This window comes from bacterium (assembly GCA_021372615.1).
GTDB lineage: Bacteria > Armatimonadota > Zipacnadia > Zipacnadales > UBA11051 > JAJFUB01.
In genome coordinates, this window is record JAJFUB010000090.1 from 100,495 (window position 1) to 118,732 (window position 18,238).

Here is an 18,238-nt window from a genome sequence, read left to right on the forward strand (position 1 = left end):
CTCAGCCGGCGGTGGTGTCGGGAGGGTCGCCCTGGCCCAGCAACGCGGACATGGCCAGGCCCAACTCCCGCACCTGGTACGGTTTGGTGAGAACGCCGTCGAACCCACAGTCAGCGAAGTGCGCCATCACCGGGTCATCGTGGTAGCCGCTGCAGGCCAGGGCCCGGAAGTCGGGGCTCAGCTCGCGCAGCCGCTGCAGCACCTCGGCCCCGCCCTCGCCGCCCTTGATCGTCAGATCAAGAATGCCCGCCAGGTGCGGGCGCCCCTCGGCGATGGCCGCCACCACCCGGGCCACAGCCGCTTCGGCATTGGCCACAATGTCGGCCTCGTAGCCCAGATGCCGCAGCATCGGCCCCACCACCTTGCGCACATACGGGTCGTCATCCATGACCAGGATGCGCCCCGTTCCGGTCACCGCGTGCTGCGGGGGGCACTCCGCGGGCTCGGGTACTCCGTTGCTGGCCGGCAGGTGGATCGTGACCGTCGCTCCCTCGCCCGGCCGCCCGGTGATGGCCAGGTGCCCCTGGTGGCGGCTAACGACCGAGTAGGCGATCGTCAGCCCCAGTCCGCTGCCCGAGGGCTTGGTAGTGAAGTAGGGGTCGAAGATGCGCGGCAGGACTTCCGGGTCAATCCCGGGTCCCTGGTCGGTCACGGAGAGACGCACGTACCGCCCCGGCGCCAGGCTGCCGTGCTCCCCGGGCCCCAGCGCCACGTTCTGGGCCTCCAGACGCACGATGCCCCCTGCGGGCATGGCCTGCACGGCGTTGAGGAGGATGTTGCTCAGCCCCTGGGTCAACTGCGCGGGGTCCCCGTCTACCGGCCACAGGTCTTCAGGCAGGGCGATCTCGGCCGTGCAGCGGGTGCCGCTGAGAGTCATGTCGGTGCTGCCGCGAACGACCTCCTCAAGCCACAGGGGGCGCTTCACGGGCTCGCCACCGCGGCTGAAGGTCAGGAGCTGCTGGCTCAGGTAGCGGGCATGCAGGGCCGCCTTTTCGGCGGTCTGCAGGCCGGCCAGGGCCTCGGGCGGCAGGGAGGGCTCGATCCGCCCGAGGTTGATCCCACCGAGGATGGAGGTCAGCAGGTTGTTGAAGTCGTGCGCGATCCCGCCGGCGAGCACCCCGAGCGATTCCAGCCTGTGGGCCTGGTAGGCCTCCTGGCGCATGTGCTCCTGCTCAGTGATGTCGCGGAAGGCAACCACCACGCCGTGAAGCTGCCCCGCGGTATCGTGCATGGGTGCGGCCGCCCCCGCGACGCGCCGCTCGGCGCCGGTGCGCGCCACCAGCACCAGCCGCGGATCAGCCTCCGCAGCGGCGCCGGTCCGCAGCACCGACTGGATGAGGCACGGCGGCTGTGGGCCCTCCGTCACGGTGGTCTCGAGGACCTCCGCGACGGGTCGCCCCCAGGCCTGGTCCTCGCGCCACCCGGTCAGCGCCTCGGCGACCGGGTTCATCAGCGAGACCCGCGCCTCGGCATCGGTGGCGATCACGGCGTCAGCAATGCTGCGGAGAGTCACTGCCAGGCGTTCCTTCTGCTCGGCCAGTTGGGCCATGATCTCGTGGAGGTCGCTGATGTCCACGATGCTGGCAGCCCAGAGGGGGCCGTCAGCGCCGGCGCCCGGGATGCGGCTGATGCTGAGCAGCCCGGGGAAGCAGGAGCCGTCCTGGCGTTGGCTGAACACCTCCCGGGCGGCCACCTTCCCCTGTCTGCGCAGTTCCTCGACCATTCGGCGGATGTAGGGCAACTGCTGCTCGCTCTGCACGATGCGGATCGGCTGCCCGAGCAGTTCGGACACCGCATACTGGTGCATCCGCGCGAAGGCCTCGTTGCAGTAGCGGATCCTGGTGGTGCCGTCCACGATGACATTGCCATAGCTGGCGGTGTCACTGATCGTTTTGAACCGTGCCAGTTCCTTCTCGGCCCGCGTGCGTCGGGTGATGTCCTTGAGCGCAGCGACCATGCACAGCGGACGCCCGGTCTCATCCTGGACCACGGTGGCAGCGACGTGGAGCACCAGGTCGGTGCCGTCGCGGCGTTGCGTCTGCCCCGAGCCTTCCCAGCCCCCGGCCCGCACCGCCTCCAGGATCCGGCCGGCCACCGAGAGCGGGATGAACTCCATGACGCTGTGCCCGATGACCTCCTCCGGCGAGGAGAGACGCCAGAACCTCAGGTAGGCCTGATTGACCCAGATCATGCGGCCCTCCAGGTCGCAGACGCCGATGGCATCCGGCGCGCTCTCCACGGCTGCTTCGAGGATGCGCAGGCGTTCGTCGGTCCGGCGCCGGTCGGTGATGTCGTGCCCCACCGCCTGCACCCCGGCAAACTCACCGCGGCTGTCATACAGGGGGGTGACCATCCACGAGACCCAGACGTGCCGACCGTCCTGTGTCTCGTGCTCGCCCTCGACCTGTCGGTAGGGCTCGGGGTCCTCGCGGATGGCCGCGATGGCCTCGGCCAGACTGCGTTCCCCGCGCCTGGCGGAGGGCACGAACAGACCCAGGCCTTCCTCGCCGATCAGCTCGGCCATGGGGTACCCGAAGAAGCTCTCGGTGGAGCTGTTGCAGAAAGTGATGCGGCCCTCGCGATCCAGCCGCACGATGAGGGCGCTGGTGTTCTCGACCAGGTCGCGGTACTGGTGCTCACTGTCCGCCAGTGCCTGCTGGGCCTCGTCTAGCTCGGTGACGTCCAGGACCACGGTCACAACGCCGGTGATCTCGGTACTGCCGGGCGGGCGATAGGGCGCCTTGCGCATCAGGAGACGGTGGAGTGTGCCATCGGGGAACACGTACGAGGTCACATACGAGTGGGGAGCGCCGGTGGTGAGGACCCGCTCGTCGGCGGCCAGGGCCTCGACCCCGATCTCCGGGCTCTGCGCCGTCTCCCGCACCGTCTTGCCGAGCAGACCCTCGGCTGAGGCGCCGAAGGCCTGCCCGTAGTCCTCGCGGAAGGCGGCGTTGACCCAGGCGTAACGACCGTCCCGGGTCGTGAGGAACAGGGGAGCCGGAATGCTATCCAGGATACTGCTCAGCTCGGCCCCCGCGTCGCTGAGCGGCGGGGAACTGTGCGTCTCACCCATGGGGTACCCCTGCGCCCGGAGTGCCCGGCGCGCCGCCCCCCGGTCGGGGCCTACTGGGTCTTCTCATCCTTTTCGTCCTCAACCTCGACCCACACCTTGCCCAGCCCGCCACAGAACGAGCAGCGCACCGTGGCCCAGTCGCGTGGGCCGCGCCCGGCGGCGCGCCGGCATATGTCGCAGCTGCGCCCGCCGCTACGCGTGCACTGCTTCTTGCCCTTGCAGTGCTCACATTCCTGAAGCTGTCTCGCCATGAGTACTCCCTCACTTCCAGTAATCGGCATCCAGTTCCGGCATCGCGGCACCCACTGACTCGCCCCGCCCCAGCGTCTGACGCGCCTGCTGCCAGGGCACGAGTGCCGCGGCCGACTGCAGCCACAGCCGGCCCCGCCCCTGGTCGTTGCGGATGGTCAGCACCTCGGCATGCGGAACGCCGGCCTGCGCCCCGGCTACTGGCGGTCTCGCCGTCGGCGGCGTCTCCGGCGCCGCGGTCAGCGCCCGTCGCGCCGCTGCCAGCATGTCCCGCAGGGCGCCCGGGGCTCCGTCAGTGACCGTTGCTCCCTCCACCGCCGCCCGCAGGGCCACGAACGCCTCCAACGCTGCCCCGGACGGCCCCTCGGCTTCCAGCACCGCCGCCTGCCAGCAGTTCGGCTCGCCGGTGTCGGGCGCGTCGCTGGTCGCTAGGAGGCACAGGCGCTGACGCTCGCCGCCTGGGCTCCGACCGTGCAGCGTGGCCACGACACCGGACGGGTTCTCCCCACCGGCCATCCCGGCCACGGCCGGCGAGACGTTCATCTCGTCCAGAACGACGCTGCCCAGGCGGTTCGCGATGTCCCGGAGCCAGTACAGCGTCAGGAAATCCTGCGGCTTCAGGCGCGCCAGGATCTTGAGATCACTGTCCTTGGCATTCGCCGGATAGCGGTCGCCCTCCTGCCAGCCGAGGTTGCGCAGGACCGGCGTGAAGTCGCGGAAGAGCGGCTGCACCGGCTGGCGCCACCGACACCACATGCGCCCGTCGCTGCTGCTCAGGTCGAGTTGGATGCGCCAGCCCTCGCCGCGCCGCCGCACCTGCCCCTCGATCCGCCAGCCGTCCGGGACCGGCACGCGCAGGCGGTCCTCGACGGGGTCCTGCCACGCGCCCCCGCCGCCGCTGGGGACATCAGCCCACCACGGGCCGCCGCTGAAGGTGCCAAGCACGTGGAGCAGACCGGGCAGGGCGCCAGCGAAGTCCTCGGGGCGGGCCACCAGGGCCGTCAGCAGCCCCTGGTCGCGCTGCACGAAGGAACATGCCACGAGCTGACAGGGCGCCTCCGGAGGGCCCACCTCACCGGCAAGCACTGCAACTCCCTCGTCGGTACGGGCCCGCAGGTCAGCCGCCCGGTCGCCCACCAGGGCGATCTGCGCCAGCAGGTCTCGACCCAGCGCCGCCGGGTCCTGGCCAGCCTGCAACTGGGCCAGGGGCCAGATGAGCGCCATGGCGGCTGGGGCCTCGGACCCCGCCGCGCCGGGCACAGTGATCTCAATATGCCCCTTGACCACCGCCACGGGCCAGTTGGCCGGATGCTCCAGCGTGAATCCCAGGGGTGAGGCGTAGCGCACCATCGCCGCCTGTGGCGGCGGGGTGGGCTTCTGTTCCGGCAGTTGGGGGAGCGGAGCGGCCGGGGTCGGCGCAGGTGCCGCAGTCGGCGTTGGTGCCGGCGGCTGAGGCGGCGTCAGCACCGGCTCCGCCGGCGGCGGGGCAGTCGGCAGGGGTGCTGGCGGCGTCGTCGGTAGCGGAGCCGTAGGGCCTGGCGTGGGGGCCGCCGGCGTCGTCACGGGCTGAGCCTGGGGCCCAACGGGCACCGGTTGTACTGCCACGGCAGTGCCGTTGGCAGGGGGTCTGGGCTCAGGCGCGACCGGAGAAGCGAGTTCGGCCCGCGCCAGCATGTCGCCCAACGCCGGGTCCGTCTCGCCCTCCCCCGGGGCGGTCTGGAGGCCAAAGACGAAGTACCGCTCGCCACCGGCGAAGGCCGCGAACACCGTGCGAACCGTGCGTCCGTCTTCCTGCAGCATCAGCCCCGTGACCAGGAGGCCGTCCTGCCCGCCGCCCGGCTTCACGGGAGTGGCCGAGACGCGGCGGTACGGCAGGCGCTCGAACAGCGCGCTCTCATGGGCCGCCGCCGCCGCCCGCGCCGAGGCCTCGGCCCCGCGCGGAATAGGCCACGACAGCACCTCGACCGGCTCGCCCCGTGGCGGCGTGAGGATGAGCGTCTGGTCGTCAGCCTCGCGCGCTTGCCAGTCCGCCGGCAGGCGCAGACACAGCGCGCCCCCGAAGTAGGACCGGCCCTCGGGAGCGGGAGGGGCCTGTCCGGGAGCGCTTCCGGCGGCGAGCAGGAGCAGCCAGGCGGTGATGAGCAACGGGCAGTTCTTCATTGCAGTCAGCAGTCGGTCCTACGCTTCGGGCGGCGGCTCCAGCGAGGGGCGCCACTTCCCCAGGCCCCGCTCCCGCTCCATGAACGCCTCAATCTCCTCGACATCGCTGGGCTTGTCAATGTCCAGCGCGATCTCGGGGTAGTCCAGAACAATGCCCTGGCACTTGCGGGCGCCGGTGATCGCCTCGATTTGGTGGGCGATGTCGCCGATGTGGTAGCGCAAGAACGGGAAATACCAGCCCAGGAAGAAGCGGAACATGAACGCGATCCCGATGGTCCCGGCCGCGCCCCACAGGTCCTTGCGGTTGCTGAGGAACCGCTCCACGAAGTCCTGGTTCTTGAGCACCAACCGCGGATCGAACAGGATATTGCAGGTGTGCGTGATCCAGCCCTCGCGTAGCGGCAGGAACACCCACAGCCGACGCCCGAAGACGCTCCGGGTGGGCTGGCGTCGCGTCACAGGATAGCACAAATCGGCCTCGGGGTCACATGCCTTCAGGAACGCGCACAACGCCTCGCCGGTCAGCAGGGGCGTATCGGCGGTGGACAGCAGCACCCGCCGGTCGCCCTGCAGGTAGCGGAGGGCTCGCATCAGGTTGTGCCAGATGTCCGGTCCCTCATCAATGATCCCGTCCAGATGCTCGGCGACCGGGTGGTGGACGAAGGCGGCCTTGTCCCCGACGAGCACGATCTTCTGGATCCCCGGCGCCTGCCGCATCGCCGCCACGACGTATTCGACCGCCGCGTGACCGCCGATGGGGATGAGCCCCTTGATGTCGGTCCCGACGTTCTCGGCGAATGACGTCGGAATGCGCCCCCCGGCCAGAACGATGCCGTTGATCAGCTCATGGCCCTCCGGGCTGAACTCACAGGCCGGGGCCGTGCGGTCCAGGCCCAACTCCTCGATGATCTTCTCGGCCTCAGCGTCACGGTCGCCCAGGTAGGTGTGGATGCGCCGCCGCGAGGCGTCAATGAGCAGGTCATCCTCGCCGCGGGGCCGCCGCGAGATGAACACGTGCTCATAGGCCGCGGCCAGCTGGCCGCCGGCGAGCATGACCTGCGCCCCCATGAACGCCCACAGGCCGAAGATGATGACCCAGCCCAGGTTGCCGAACAGTGGCACGACGATGAAGCGTGTGAAGATGGGGGAGATGGCCTGCCAGATCAGGGCTGCGAAGACGGCGCCCACCAGCGCCGCCTGGGCCGCGACCCGCCGCCCCGGCATGAACTTGTACAACAGGAAATAGGCGACCGCCGACAGCCCCACCCCGATGGCGAAAGTGACCAGGCCATGGGGGAGGGGCACCTGCACGTCCAGTTGCGGCAGGTGCCGCATCCAGTGCAGGGCCGCGCCGCGCAGGCTCAGCAACACCACCAGCAGCACGAACAGCAGTCCCGAGGCGATCAGCATGACCAGCGAGATCAGCTTGCGCATGAGGTAGACGCGCAGCGGCCGCCCCGGCCAGATGAAGGCCAGACTGGCCTGCACGATGTCGAACAGGCGCAACCCCGCCCAGACCAGCGCGCCGACGCTGACCAGCCGCGCCACGAGCGTCCCGCTGGCCCCCAGGACCTGGGGCTGGGAGATCATCTGGTCAATCAGCGCCATGATCTGGTCGGCGGCGCTGCCCGCCTGCTCGTGGACGAAAGTGGACAGCGCCCGGTACGACTCCGGGTCAATCATGGCGCTGTGCACGATGTGCTGCAGCAGCGCCGCCAGCAGGATGCCCACCGGCGCCAGGCAGATCAGGCAGTAGAACGCGATGGCCGCCGCCATGAACGGCGTGCCACTGGACAGATAGCGCAGATAGGAGATCTTCAGCACGCGCCACCAGAGCTGGGAGTAGTACCAGCCGTCATGACGCGATGCATTCGGGGCCGAAGGCATGCGTGTAGTTTCCCCGCCGGCTCCCTGTTCCCTTCGCCGCCGCGGGCAGGTCTGCCGCCGACCGTGACGAAGCAGCATCTGAGCCGACCCCACCCGCGAGGCATGGCCATGCCCAAGCTGGACGCGCGCAAGCTCTTCAAGGACGCCTACACAGCCACTGCGGCCCCGAAGCTGGTGCAGACGCCGCCCCTGGCGGCCTCCATGGTGGACGGCCAGGGCGACCCGAACACCGCCCCAGAGTTCCAGGCCGCCGTGGAGATGCTCTACACCCTCTCGTACACCCTCAAGTTCGAGCAGAAGAAGGCCGAACCGGAGCAGGACTACGCCGTCATGCCCCTGGAAGGCCTGTGGTGGGCCGAAGACCTCGAGGACTTCCTGAGCCTGAACAAGGCGAACTGGCTCTGGACGGTCCTGATCGTGCAACCTCCGCGCCTGAACCAGGATGAGTTCGCGGCGCTCTGTGAGCGCGCCGCCGCGAAGAAGGACCTGCCCTTCGAGCGGGTGCGTCTGGCCGAGCTCGACGAGGGCCTCTGCGCGCAGGTCATGCACGTGGGGCCCTTCGCCGAGGAGGGGCCGGTCATCCAGCGGCTCCATGACTTCATTGCCGCCCAGGGCCATGCACCGGTCGGCAAGCACCACGAGATCTACCTGAGCGACCCGCGCCGGGTGCCGGAGGAGAAGTGGAAGACGATCCTCCGGCAGCCCTGCCGCTGAGGCGTCTGTCCCCGGCGGGGTCTGTCCCCGAAGGGCGGCGCAGCCGCCCGCAGGGGGCTGACCCCGCCAACACATGCGGACACATTCGGAGGCTCCCATGCGCACCCTCATGCCGCTGCTGATGCTCGCTCTCGCCGCTGCCGCCTCGGCGGCCACTCTCACGACATCGGACGGCCTCGCGCTGGATCTGTCGGCCCAGGGCCGCGTCACCGCGGCCCGGATGGGGAAGACCGCCCTTCCACTCAAGGGCGAGGGCGGCTTCTCCGTCTGCGACTTCGCCATCAAGCCGGAACTGGTCAGCCTGGTGCCCAACGGCGGGTTCGAGGAGGGCACGAAGGGCTGGAGCCTGGGCAAGGGCCAGAGCCTGGACACCACCATGGCCCATTCCGGCACGGCCTCGGCGAAGCTGGAAGTTCCCGGCCCCGAGCCGGCCAAGTCCAACCTGGAAGTCGTCGTCCCCGTGAAGCCGAACACGACCTATGTCGCCGAGCTGTGGGTGCGACGGCACGGGGTCGGCGTGTGCGGGGCGTACGTCTCCGAGCGCGATGACGCCAACAAGCTCACCGGCCCGGTCACGCAGATGGGCGTGGGCATCCCCAAACAGGACGATACCTGGCTACAGCTCAAGTGGAAGCTGACGACCCAGCCGGCTACGACCAAGCTGTCCTTCCGGGGCGACATCTACAACTCCACGGGCACCCTGTGGATCGACGACTTCCTGCTGGCCGAGGCCAATGAGGGCAAGTACACGCCTGTCCCGGGCAGGGTGACCACCGCGGGCAACGTCGCGAACTTCGCGGGGAGCCTTGCCGACGCGGGGCTGGAGGTCCAGGCGAGGCTGACCGGCGACAAGGAATGCCTGCGGGTGGAAGGCGTACTGCAGGACACCACCGGCCGCGACCGCGCGATCGGCCTGCGGTTCAGCCTGCCTCTGGACGCGGCAGGCTGGACCTGGTGGGATGACGCCGGTGACCGGCGGGAGATCAAGCCGGCGACCATCTACCGCAACACATACAACTGCGTCTCGGGCACAGGGGAGTGCTCGATCTACCCCTGGTCGGCGGTCAGCGCCCCCTCCCAGAGCGGGGTGTCGCCGCAGGCGACGAGGACCCCGCCGCCCGGCCTGTCCCTGGCCCTCCCGCTCTCGCAGGGCCCCCGCGTGTTCATCATCCAGCACGACCAGGGCGCCACGGACCTGTCCCTGACCTTCTTCTTCGGCTTGAGCAAGCTGGCCGGGACCAACCCCGGCAAAGCCCCGTTCTCCTTTGTCCTCTACGGCCACGACGGGACCTGGGGGATGCGCTCGGCTATGGAGCGCTACTACCGGCTCTTCCCCGAGAGCTTCGTCAAGCGCCCGACGTTTGAGGGCTACCTCAACTACGCCAACCTCGAGACCTTCAACCCCACCGACCACACCTTGCGCATCAGCCGGTCCTCGCTTGACGACTATGGCGACTTCGGTGAGGGATACAAGTTCGTCTCCCATGTACACGGTTGCTACGACTACCGGCAGATCCCCTGGCCCAGCCCCAAGATGATGACCGACGACGAGGTGCTGGCCGAGCTGCAGAAGATGGTCGCCGCCGAGGGGGACAAGGGCCGCGGCTATGTGCCCACCGCTGAGACGATCAAGAAGATCTGTCGGGGGCCGGACGGGCAGCTCCTGTACATCGGCGACACGAAGTACTGGCGCGCCCAGGAGGGGTACAACCACACCGACCAGCCGGGCTGGGGTCTGAACTTCCGCGTCAACGAGGACCCGGGCGTCTCGCCCTACCTGACGAACGTCTCCCGTGACCGGGCGAAGGCCTTCAGTGAAGCCAATCCCCGGCCATGGTGCGGGACGTTCACTGCTGACGCCATCGAGGGCTACATGTCCAACACCTCAGCCCTGGACTACAGCCCCGAGCACCTCAAGACGACTCTGGCGCCGCTGACCTTCGGCAAAGACACGCTTCGTCCGGCGCTGGTCAACACCATCTGGGACTTCCTGAGCCGGGCCTGGTGGCCAGTCACCAACGAGTTCAAGATCGCCACCTACGGCAACGCGAACTGCTATGAACAGGCCTTCACGCTGCCGTACTGCGATGTGCCGATGACCGAGGGGAGCTGGGACCCGCGCCGCCCGGCGCGCCTGGACCGGTACCTGCGCGGCATGGCCCACCACAAGATCTGGCGCTACTGGCACGCCTGGGACGAGGGCGGCGGCTACGGCGACAAGGACCCCAAGAACGTCATCGGACAGATGAACCGGGGTCTGGCCTCGGGCATCTACCCCTCCGTCTACTGCGTGGAGGAGAGCACGGGCAACCTGGAGCAGTACCGCGCACTGTTCCGCCAGCACATCCCGGCGCTGGAGGAACTGAACTACGCCGGCTGGGAGCCCGTGCCGTATGCCTCGGCCGGGGAGGCCCTCGCCGTCGAACGCTTCGGCAGCGTCGCCGCCGGGGAGCTACATTTCACCCTCCGCAACTGGGGTGACCAGCCCGCCGAGGGGACGCTGCAGCTCGACCGCCCCGGCCTCGGCCTCCCGGCGAGCGCGGCACTGCTGTACCTGGACATCGTGCCAGGCACGGCGACCTTCCAGCCCCTGCCGGCGGCCGGCCTGCCGGTGAAGCTGGCCCCGGGTGAGACGATGGCCCTGTGGGTCGGCACCAAGCCCCAGGCCATCCAGCATGGCTTCCGGCTGGCGGGCAGGACGCTGGAGAAGCTGGAGCGCCTCTTTAGCACCGAGATGGACGACAACGCGAAGGCCCTGTGGCAGCAGGCCCTGGGTCTGGCGCAACAGGGCGCCAAGAGCGACGGCCAGCAGGCCCTGATCCTCGCCGAGGGTCTCCAGAACGCCCTCGGGAACCTGCAGGATGGCGTGAAGACCAAGGCGCCGGTGGACCTGGCGAAGCTCATCTACCGCGCCCGGGTCTACACGAGCATGGCGCCGGCGGCGGAACTGGGCGCCTCGCTGACGGCCCCGCGCGTCGTGCCGAACGCCCCCCGCGGGGGCACGGTACAGGTGCAGGCGAAGCTCACCTCGCCGACCGACACGGCGCCCGAAGGCTCTGTCCTGTCGCCCTGGGATGACCTCCGCAACCAGAGCCGCTGGGGAGTGGCCTTGCCGGCGCAACTGCTCGTCCCGGCTGAGCCGCCCCGTCGCCTGCTGCCCTATCTGCTGGCAGCCCGAGGGGCAGCGAAGGGGACGCAGTTCCAGCTCTTCGCCCCCGTGGACGTGGTTCCCGGGACCCCGGTCACGCTCACCGTCCAGCCCCGCCGCGCCTTCCGGGGGCAGGACCGCAACCTGGCGTTCACCGTCACGAATGCGCTCAACGAGGCCGGCACGGTCAAGGTGAAGCTGACTGCACCCGCCAAGACCAGCCTGCAGCCGGCGGAGTTCACCGTGCAGCTACCCGCGCGGGGCAGTGTGGTCCAGCCGGTGACGATGAAGCTGGACCCCCTGGCCCGCCTAGGCGAAGCGCGCCTCGGCTACACGGTCACCGGCGACAAGCCCCAGTTCAGCACCGTCGGCAGCCTGGACCTCACCATTAGCGACCCGGTGCCGCAGTTGCCGGTCCAGCAGACCGCGACGCCGCCTACCATAGACGGGAAGCTCGCGGAGACCCTGTGGCAGCAGGCCCCGCTGATCCCCGAGTTGAGGCTCCTCGCCGACGGGAGCGCGGCCACGGAGAAGACAGCCGTGTGGATGGGGTATGACAGGCAGGGCATCTACGTGGCGCTGCGTTGCCGGGAGTCGCAGATGAGTAAGCTGGTGGCCAAGTACAGCCAGCGGGGCGATCCGCTGTACCTGGACGACGATGTGGAGCTGTTCATCATGCCCTCGGAGCTGTCGCGGGTCTACCAGTTCGCCATCAACGCCCTGGGAACGCAGAGCGACAACTTCGGGAACAAGGCCGACTGGAAGGCGGCAGCCCAGCGAGCAGCGGACGAGTGGACCCTGGAGGTCTTCATCCCCTTCGCGGCGCTGGGCCTGACGGGGCCGCCTGCCGGCGGCCTGGGGTGGGGCATGCAGTTCGGCCGCCAGCAGAAGGCGAAGCGTGAGACGACCTCGTGGACGCCCGGAGCGTCCTTCATCAGCAAGGAGAGCCTGGGCGAGGTCGTGTTCCGGTGACGCTTGTAGGGCGGGGGCTTGTACCCCGCCCCGCATGGCACGATGCGAACGGCTGGGCGGGGTACAAGCCCCCTGAGACCGCAAGCGGTCTCTACGCCCTACAGCGACAGGGAGCACCGGGAGCCTGTCGCCGCCTCACATGGCAGTTCCCATGCGGCAACCGACGGAATATACTGTCAGAGGGGTACGTCTATTCTGCTAATGGCACAAGCCCGATGATGAATGCGGATGCGGCGCTGGTACAGCGGGCGCGGCAGGGCGACACACAGGCCTTCGCAGCGCTGTATGCCAGACACCAGCGAACCATATACAGCCTCATCAGGCATCTGACCGCCGACTCGGAGGCGGCGGCCGATCTCACGCAGGAGACTTTTGTGAAAGCGTGGCACGGCCTGCCGCGCTTGCGGGCCGAAGTGGCGTTCGGGGGCTGGTTGCGCATCATCGCCACCAACCTCGTGCGGGATCGGAGCCGCCGTCGCAAGCCTGAGATCTTGATGACCGACAGCGCCAATGACGAGGGGGTCGTACCGGAAGCCGCTGACGGTGACCCGCCCATGGCCGAACAGTACATCCTGAGCCAGGAGCAACGCACCATCCGCCAGGCGGTGAGCCGTCTGCCCGAGCCGCAGCGCCTGGTCGTCGTGATGCACCATTTTGAGGACAGGCCTGTCGCCGAGATCGCGACGGAGTTGGGGATCCCGCTGGGGACGGTGCTGTCGAGACTGGCGCGAGGGCGTGAAGCCTTGAGGCGGCGCCTGGGCGCCGCAGTCGAAGCTTGAGCCAACGCACAGAAACGTGATGAACATGAGATGCCGAATGAACCGAAAGCTGGCCGACTACCAGGTGGGCCTGCTGAGTCCGTATGAGCGTGCCCAGGTGGCCCATCACCTGGCGAGTTGCGCTGCGTGCCGCGCCGAGCTGGCGGCCCTGGAGCGGACCGTGTCGTTGCTGCGGCCGATGCCGACGGCCGATGCCCCGCCGCAGGTGTGGGCACACGTGGCGCAGCAACTGACGCCGCGACATGCTGTCCGCCGCGCTGTCGCGCCCCAGCGGCGGTACTGGGTGCCGGCCCTGGCCGCCGCCGTGCTGCTGCTGGTTGTGGGCCTGGCCGTCGTGCTGCCGCTGGTCCAGGGCCACGGGGTGGGCGTGCCGTCGCAGGTCGCCTATGCCGACCTGCAGGTGGCTGCCTCCTGGCACACGCCCCTGGCCGACAAGGCGGCCCTGGGGCTGGTGTTGATAGCCGATGAGGACACAGACCCCTTGCCGGGGGTTCAGGAGACTGTGGACTGACGTGCGTCTGTCACGCTGGTGGCTGCTGGGCTTGGCGCTGGTGACCCTGGCCGGCTGTGAGCGGAAGCTCACGCCAGACCAGGGCCATCGCGTGTTGCAGCGGGTGCAGCAGGCCCGCCGCACGCTGTGCTTGCAGGGCAAGCTTATCACCTATGTGCGCGTGCCCGATCAGGAACTCAGGGCGGATGGCGAGATGTACCGGGGCCCCGGTGTCATCCGCCTGAAGTACACCTCGGGGCGCTTTGCGGGCTGGCAGATCATCGAGCAGGATGGCCTGGTCTGGCGGGTCGGCCCCGACGGCAGGCCGAGTCCATCGCCCATCGGCCCGGAGGCGGGCCTCAGCCTGCCCGCGGAGGGTGATCTGGACGTGTCCTACCTGGGGCTGACCCGCGTCGCCGGACGCTGGGCGCGACGGTACGTGGTGTACCCCCGGGGGGGGCAACTGGCGCGGCTGGTCGTCGCCGTGGACGCCGGGACCTCGTACCCCTTGCGGATGCAGCGGTATGGCCCGGCCGGCCGGCTTGTGTCCGAGACGACCTACCGCGACATCCGCTATAATGTCGCTCCGCCGCCCAAGGTAGCGCCCCCGCCTGTTGCCGAGCAGCACCGCCCGGGCGACCGTCTGTCCCGTGGCACACAGAAGACCGAGAAGGAGCTCGTCAAGCTGCTGGGCGGGCCGCTGCTGAAGCCGAGCTACATCCCCCGCGGCCTGCAACTGCGGGGCTTCTACTCCCGTGAGACGCGCCGTGGCACGCTGGCGGAGATCCGCTACTCGGATGGCCTGCGTACGCTGGTTGTGGCACAGATGAAGGCGCCGGCCCGGCGCCCGGGGGCTCAGCCGAACGGCCGGAGAGCGGGTAGCCGCGACGGCAGGCAGCCGCCACCGTCGGCCGCGCCACGCCCGCCGGGTGGCGCTGAAGGCCGGCGAGGCGGCTGGTGGCAGCGCTTTGGCGGGGGAGGGGGCCAGGGAGGCGCTAACGGTAGCCGAGAGGCTAGCCACGGCGGCCGCAACATGCTGCACGAGCGGCGTGGCGACCGTGTCGTCATCGTCAGCGGCGATGTGGGCGCCGACGAGGTGCGCAAGGTTCTCGACAGCGTGCCCTACCCGGCCGGCCAGAAGCCCGGGACGAAGTTCTGACACGCCGACAGAGCAGCCGCGCTCCCACGGCCTCAGGCAGGCCTCCTCCCTCCGGGCGGCGAACTTCCCCGCATTGCTTCATGACAGAGGTGTCACCGTGAGCGATGCAGCCTGCAGTTCCCCCGATGACAAGTGCGTGGTGTGTTTCGGCGATTCCGTCACCCAGGGCGTGCCCATCGTGGCCCCGGACGACACGTTCGTGGCCCTGCTTGGGCGTCGCCTGGACATGCGCTACCAGCCCGACTTCGGCGTGCGCACGGTCAATGCCGGCGTGGGCGGCGAGAACACCCGGGAGGGCCTGGCGCGGATCGAGCGCGATGTGTTCGCCCACCAGCCGGTCCTCGTCACCGTCGAGTTCGGCCTCAATGACATCCGCTGGGAGCCGGCGAAGACGGTGAGTGAGGAGCAGTTCGCCACCAACCTGCGCGAGATGCACCGGCGCATCACCGACACCGGCGCCGGTGTCATCCTCATGACCCCGAACCCCATTGTGGGTCTGTACCACGTCTACTCCCATGGTCTGGACTACTACGACCGGTGGGGCGGCTGCGACGGCCTCAACGCCATCTATGCGGAGATCATCCGCCAGGTTGCGGCGGAACTGGCGGTCCCGCTATGCGACATCTATGCGGCTTTTGTGAAAGAAGCGGTTAGATCGGAGTTCCGTGGGGAAACATTTGACTATCGTGATTTGTCAGTACTGAGCAGGTACATTAGCTCGCAGGATGGCGTACACCCCACTGCCGCCGGCCAGGAACTCATTGCCGGCGAGCTGTACGGGACGATTGTGTCGCATGACCTGCTCGCCGCATGTGACTGACCGCCGTCTGAATCGAGCTGCCGCCGGTCGTTCCCGTAGCACCTGCGCGTGGCTGTGCCCCGCCCTTGACCGTGACGCCGAGGGGCGGAAGGAGCAGGCTGACGAGCCTGCCCCATACCAGAGGTGGGATGCGTATGGTCCCGACGGCTGTTGTCAAGGCAGAGCCGACCCTCACAGCCAGTGACGTCGCCGTCCGCGCCGAGGACATGTACCTGGTCCACGCGGCCCAGGAAGGCAGTGCTGACGCCTTCAGCGCCCTGGTGGACAAGTACCACAGCAAGGTGTTCGGCATCGTCTACCGCATGTGCGGCCCGGTCGAGGCGGACGACCTGACCCAGGACATCTTCCTCCGTGCCCTGACTGCGCTGCGCAAGTTCCAGTTCCAGGGCGAATCCAGCTACCGGACCTGGCTGTACCGCATCGCCGTCAACGCCTGCATCAATGAACTGCGGCGGCGGAAGCGGCGCTTCCAGATTGAGGGGCCGTCCCTGGACGAGTTGGTTGAGACGAACAGCGGGTTGATGGAGCGCAGCATCCCGGACTTCTCGCGTATGCCCCACGAGATTGCGGAGCGGCGGGAGCTGCAGGAGTTGGTGCAGGCCGTCGTGCAGACGCTCTCACCCCATCACCGAGCCGTCATCGCACTCATTGATCTCGAGGGCGTCGAATACGAGGAGGCAGCCCGCATCATCGGCTGCCCCCTGGGGACGCTCAAGTCGCGCCTGGCGCGCGCCCGGCAGGCCTTCGGACGCCGCCTCAAGCGCCACATGGAACGCCCACCGGCCTAACGTCACTGGCTCCCGATCGCTCTATGCTGCCCTGCGAAGAAGTGCGCAAACTGGCCGAAGAGTACGTCAGCGAGACGCTGGAAGCGCCGCAGCGCGCCGAGGTGGCTCGCCATCTGCGTGTCTGCCAGTCGTGCCACCGCATGATGGAGGAGGCCCGCCTGGCGCGGCGGGTGTTGGATGAGGCGAGTGCCCCGCCGCCCCCGCCGAAGCTGGCTGAGCGCATCAAGGCGGCCGGGCGCCTGCGTCTGAACCATCGCCCCCGCCCGTTGCACGAACGCGCCCTCGGTTCGCCCGCCTTCCTGGCCACCTGCGCCAGCCTGCTGTGCGGCGCCATCATCTGCCTGGTTGCCATCGCGAAGGTGGCCTACGTGCAGCCCGGGGCTGAGCCCCCCGCCCCGACGGTCACGGTAGTGGAGTCCTTCCGCCTCCCCGCCCGTGAAGTGCCGAGGGTGGCAGTCAGGAACGCGATCAGACCCTCCGTACGGACGGCGCGCGGCCCGGTGGAGCGGCGCCGGTCGTTCTCTCTGGTCAGCGTCCCGTATCGGCAAGCTGTCCGGACCAGACCCGTCGGGACGATGCCCGCCTCGACGCGGGTGTCGCGCGCGTCCATGGCCACGGTCAAACCGACGCCGGCCATGAGCCTGTCGCCGCACCTCCCGGCTCCGACCGTCACGTTGGCCGGGGTCCGCATCTCGCGGCCGGACGCGGTGACCGGCACGCCGGGCGCTGAACCGGCAGGGCGCGAGCGTGACGAGCGCCTCGACCTGGCGCCTGCGGCCCTCGATGCCCCGGCGCGCACCGACTTCACCAGCGCCCGACAGTAACTCCTCGTCGTCCACCACGTCTGTGCAGGCCCGGAAGGGCTTTGCCGTCCTCCTGTCGAACCCCTTGACCACTATGTCTGAGACGATGAGAGCCGTGGTGTTGCACGGCCCGGGCGATCTCGGGGTGGAAGACGTGCCCGTGCCGGAACCGACCGACGAGCAGTGGCTCGTCCGGGTGGCCGCTTGTGGCATCTGTGGCAGCGATCTGCGCTACTTTGCGGGGGAGAACCCCTGGGCCAAGCACACGCTCGGCCGTGAAGAGCCGAACCCGCCCGACATGGTCCTCGGCCACGAAATCGGCGGGGAGATCGACCCGCTGGGGCGCCATCACTGGCGTCCGGTGGGGGTGCTCGCGTTCCGCGCGTGCGGCCTGTGCGCCTCATGCCGCCGGGGCGACCACCAGCTTTGCGCCAAGACGGCGCACCTGGGCCATGGGGCCGGCTGGGAGGGCCAGAACGCCGGTGGCATGGCTGAGTGGTGCCCCGTGTGGAAGGACCACTGCCGTCCGCTGCCCGAGAACACTGACGCGGAGGCGGCGACCTTCGCCGACGGCCTGGCGGTCGCCGTGCACGCGGTCCGGCGCGCGGCCCTGCACCCGGTGAGTTCCGTCGTCGTCCTCGGCGCCGGGCCCATCGGGCTGCTCATCGCGCAGACCGCGCGGGCCCTGGGCGCCGGTCGGGTGGCGGTCACGGATGTCTACGACGCGCCGCTGGACTGCGCGCACGAACTGGGACTGGCCGCGGTCAGGGTAGGGGAGATGGAGGAGCAGGAAGCCCTCGCGGAACTGCGGGGCTTCGGCGGGGAGGAGCTGCTGACGGTGTTCGACACCACGGGCGACAAGGGCGCGCAGAAGCTGGGCCTGCACCTGCTGCAGCCGGGGGGCAGCCTCCTGCTCATGGCCGGCGTGGCGAAGGGGTTGGCCGTCTCGACGCGCGACCTCGCCGGCGAACGCCGCATGATGACCTGCAGCAACCACCAGTATGCGGACTTCGATATCGCGCTGGAGCTGCTGGCGCGGGGGCTGGTGCAGGTCAAGCCGATGGTCACGCACCGTTTCCCGCTGGAGGAAGCCGCCGAAGCCTTCCGCGTGGCGGCCGACAAGGTGAACACGGGGGCGCTGAAGGTCATTCTGACCGTCGGGGGATAGGGGGCAGCGCGGGTCGCGGGGGGGGGGG

General features: G+C 69.3%; 13 protein-coding genes. 9 read left to right on the forward strand and 4 right to left on the reverse strand.

Annotation, left to right across the window (positions count from 1 at the left end; genetic code table 11):
* Position 1 precedes the first annotated feature (1 nt).
* Genes LLH23_13495 through LLH23_13510 form a run of 4 tightly spaced genes read right to left on the reverse strand, consistent with a single transcriptional unit; the run spans position 2 to position 7,369 of the window.
* Positions 2–3,073, reverse strand: coding sequence for a PAS domain S-box protein (locus tag LLH23_13495; protein MCE5239484.1), 3,072 nt, complete (start codon positions 3,071–3,073; stop codon positions 2–4).
* A 50-nt stretch (positions 3,074–3,123) separates the two neighbouring features.
* Entirely contained in the window at positions 3,124–3,324 is a 201-nt protein-coding gene (locus tag LLH23_13500) for a hypothetical protein (GenBank protein MCE5239485.1), read from the reverse strand.
* Between the two features lie 10 nt (positions 3,325–3,334).
* Positions 3,335–5,482 carry a hypothetical protein gene (locus tag LLH23_13505; protein MCE5239486.1) on the reverse strand — a complete coding sequence of 716 codons (2,148 nt, stop codon included), beginning with the start codon at positions 5,480–5,482 and terminating at the stop codon, positions 3,335–3,337.
* 18 nt (positions 5,483–5,500) lie between these two features.
* Complete coding sequence (locus LLH23_13510) at positions 5,501–7,369, reverse strand: YihY/virulence factor BrkB family protein (protein MCE5239487.1); 1,869 nt, start codon at positions 7,367–7,369, stop codon at positions 5,501–5,503.
* Positions 7,370–7,477: 108 nt separating this feature from the next.
* Here LLH23_13510 and LLH23_13515 point away from each other — a divergent pair, with 108 nt between their 5' ends.
* The 9 genes from LLH23_13515 (at position 7,478) to LLH23_13555 (ending at position 18,210) form a co-directional block, all read left to right on the forward strand.
* Positions 7,478–8,083, forward strand: coding sequence for a GyrI-like domain-containing protein (locus tag LLH23_13515; protein ID MCE5239488.1), 606 nt, complete (start codon positions 7,478–7,480; stop codon positions 8,081–8,083).
* Positions 8,084–8,180: 97 nt separating this feature from the next.
* Positions 8,181–12,203 (forward strand): hypothetical protein, encoded by a 4,023-nt coding sequence (locus LLH23_13520; protein ID MCE5239489.1) that lies wholly within the window; start codon positions 8,181–8,183, stop codon positions 12,201–12,203.
* Between the two features lie 215 nt (positions 12,204–12,418).
* Positions 12,419–12,982: a sigma-70 family RNA polymerase sigma factor gene (locus tag LLH23_13525; protein ID MCE5239490.1), complete on the forward strand. Its 564-nt coding sequence runs from the start codon at positions 12,419–12,421 to the stop codon at positions 12,980–12,982.
* A 37-nt stretch (positions 12,983–13,019) separates the two neighbouring features.
* Positions 13,020–13,493: a zf-HC2 domain-containing protein gene (locus LLH23_13530; GenBank protein ID MCE5239491.1), complete on the forward strand. Its 474-nt coding sequence runs from the start codon at positions 13,020–13,022 to the stop codon at positions 13,491–13,493.
* A gap of 1 nt (position 13,494) precedes the next feature.
* Positions 13,495–14,631: a hypothetical protein gene (locus LLH23_13535; protein MCE5239492.1), complete on the forward strand. Its 1,137-nt coding sequence runs from the start codon at positions 13,495–13,497 to the stop codon at positions 14,629–14,631.
* A 97-nt stretch (positions 14,632–14,728) separates the two neighbouring features.
* Positions 14,729–15,451 (forward strand): SGNH/GDSL hydrolase family protein, encoded by a 723-nt coding sequence (locus LLH23_13540; protein ID MCE5239493.1) that lies wholly within the window; start codon positions 14,729–14,731, stop codon positions 15,449–15,451.
* Positions 15,452–15,585: 134 nt separating this feature from the next.
* Positions 15,586–16,239: a sigma-70 family RNA polymerase sigma factor gene (locus LLH23_13545; protein ID MCE5239494.1), complete on the forward strand. Its 654-nt coding sequence runs from the start codon at positions 15,586–15,588 to the stop codon at positions 16,237–16,239.
* 23 nt (positions 16,240–16,262) lie between these two features.
* Positions 16,263–17,063 carry a zf-HC2 domain-containing protein gene (locus tag LLH23_13550; GenBank protein MCE5239495.1) on the forward strand — a complete coding sequence of 267 codons (801 nt, stop codon included), beginning with the start codon at positions 16,263–16,265 and terminating at the stop codon, positions 17,061–17,063.
* 97 nt (positions 17,064–17,160) lie between these two features.
* Positions 17,161–18,210 (forward strand): alcohol dehydrogenase catalytic domain-containing protein, encoded by a 1,050-nt coding sequence (locus LLH23_13555; GenBank protein ID MCE5239496.1) that lies wholly within the window; start codon positions 17,161–17,163, stop codon positions 18,208–18,210.
* Positions 18,211–18,238 lie beyond the last annotated feature (28 nt).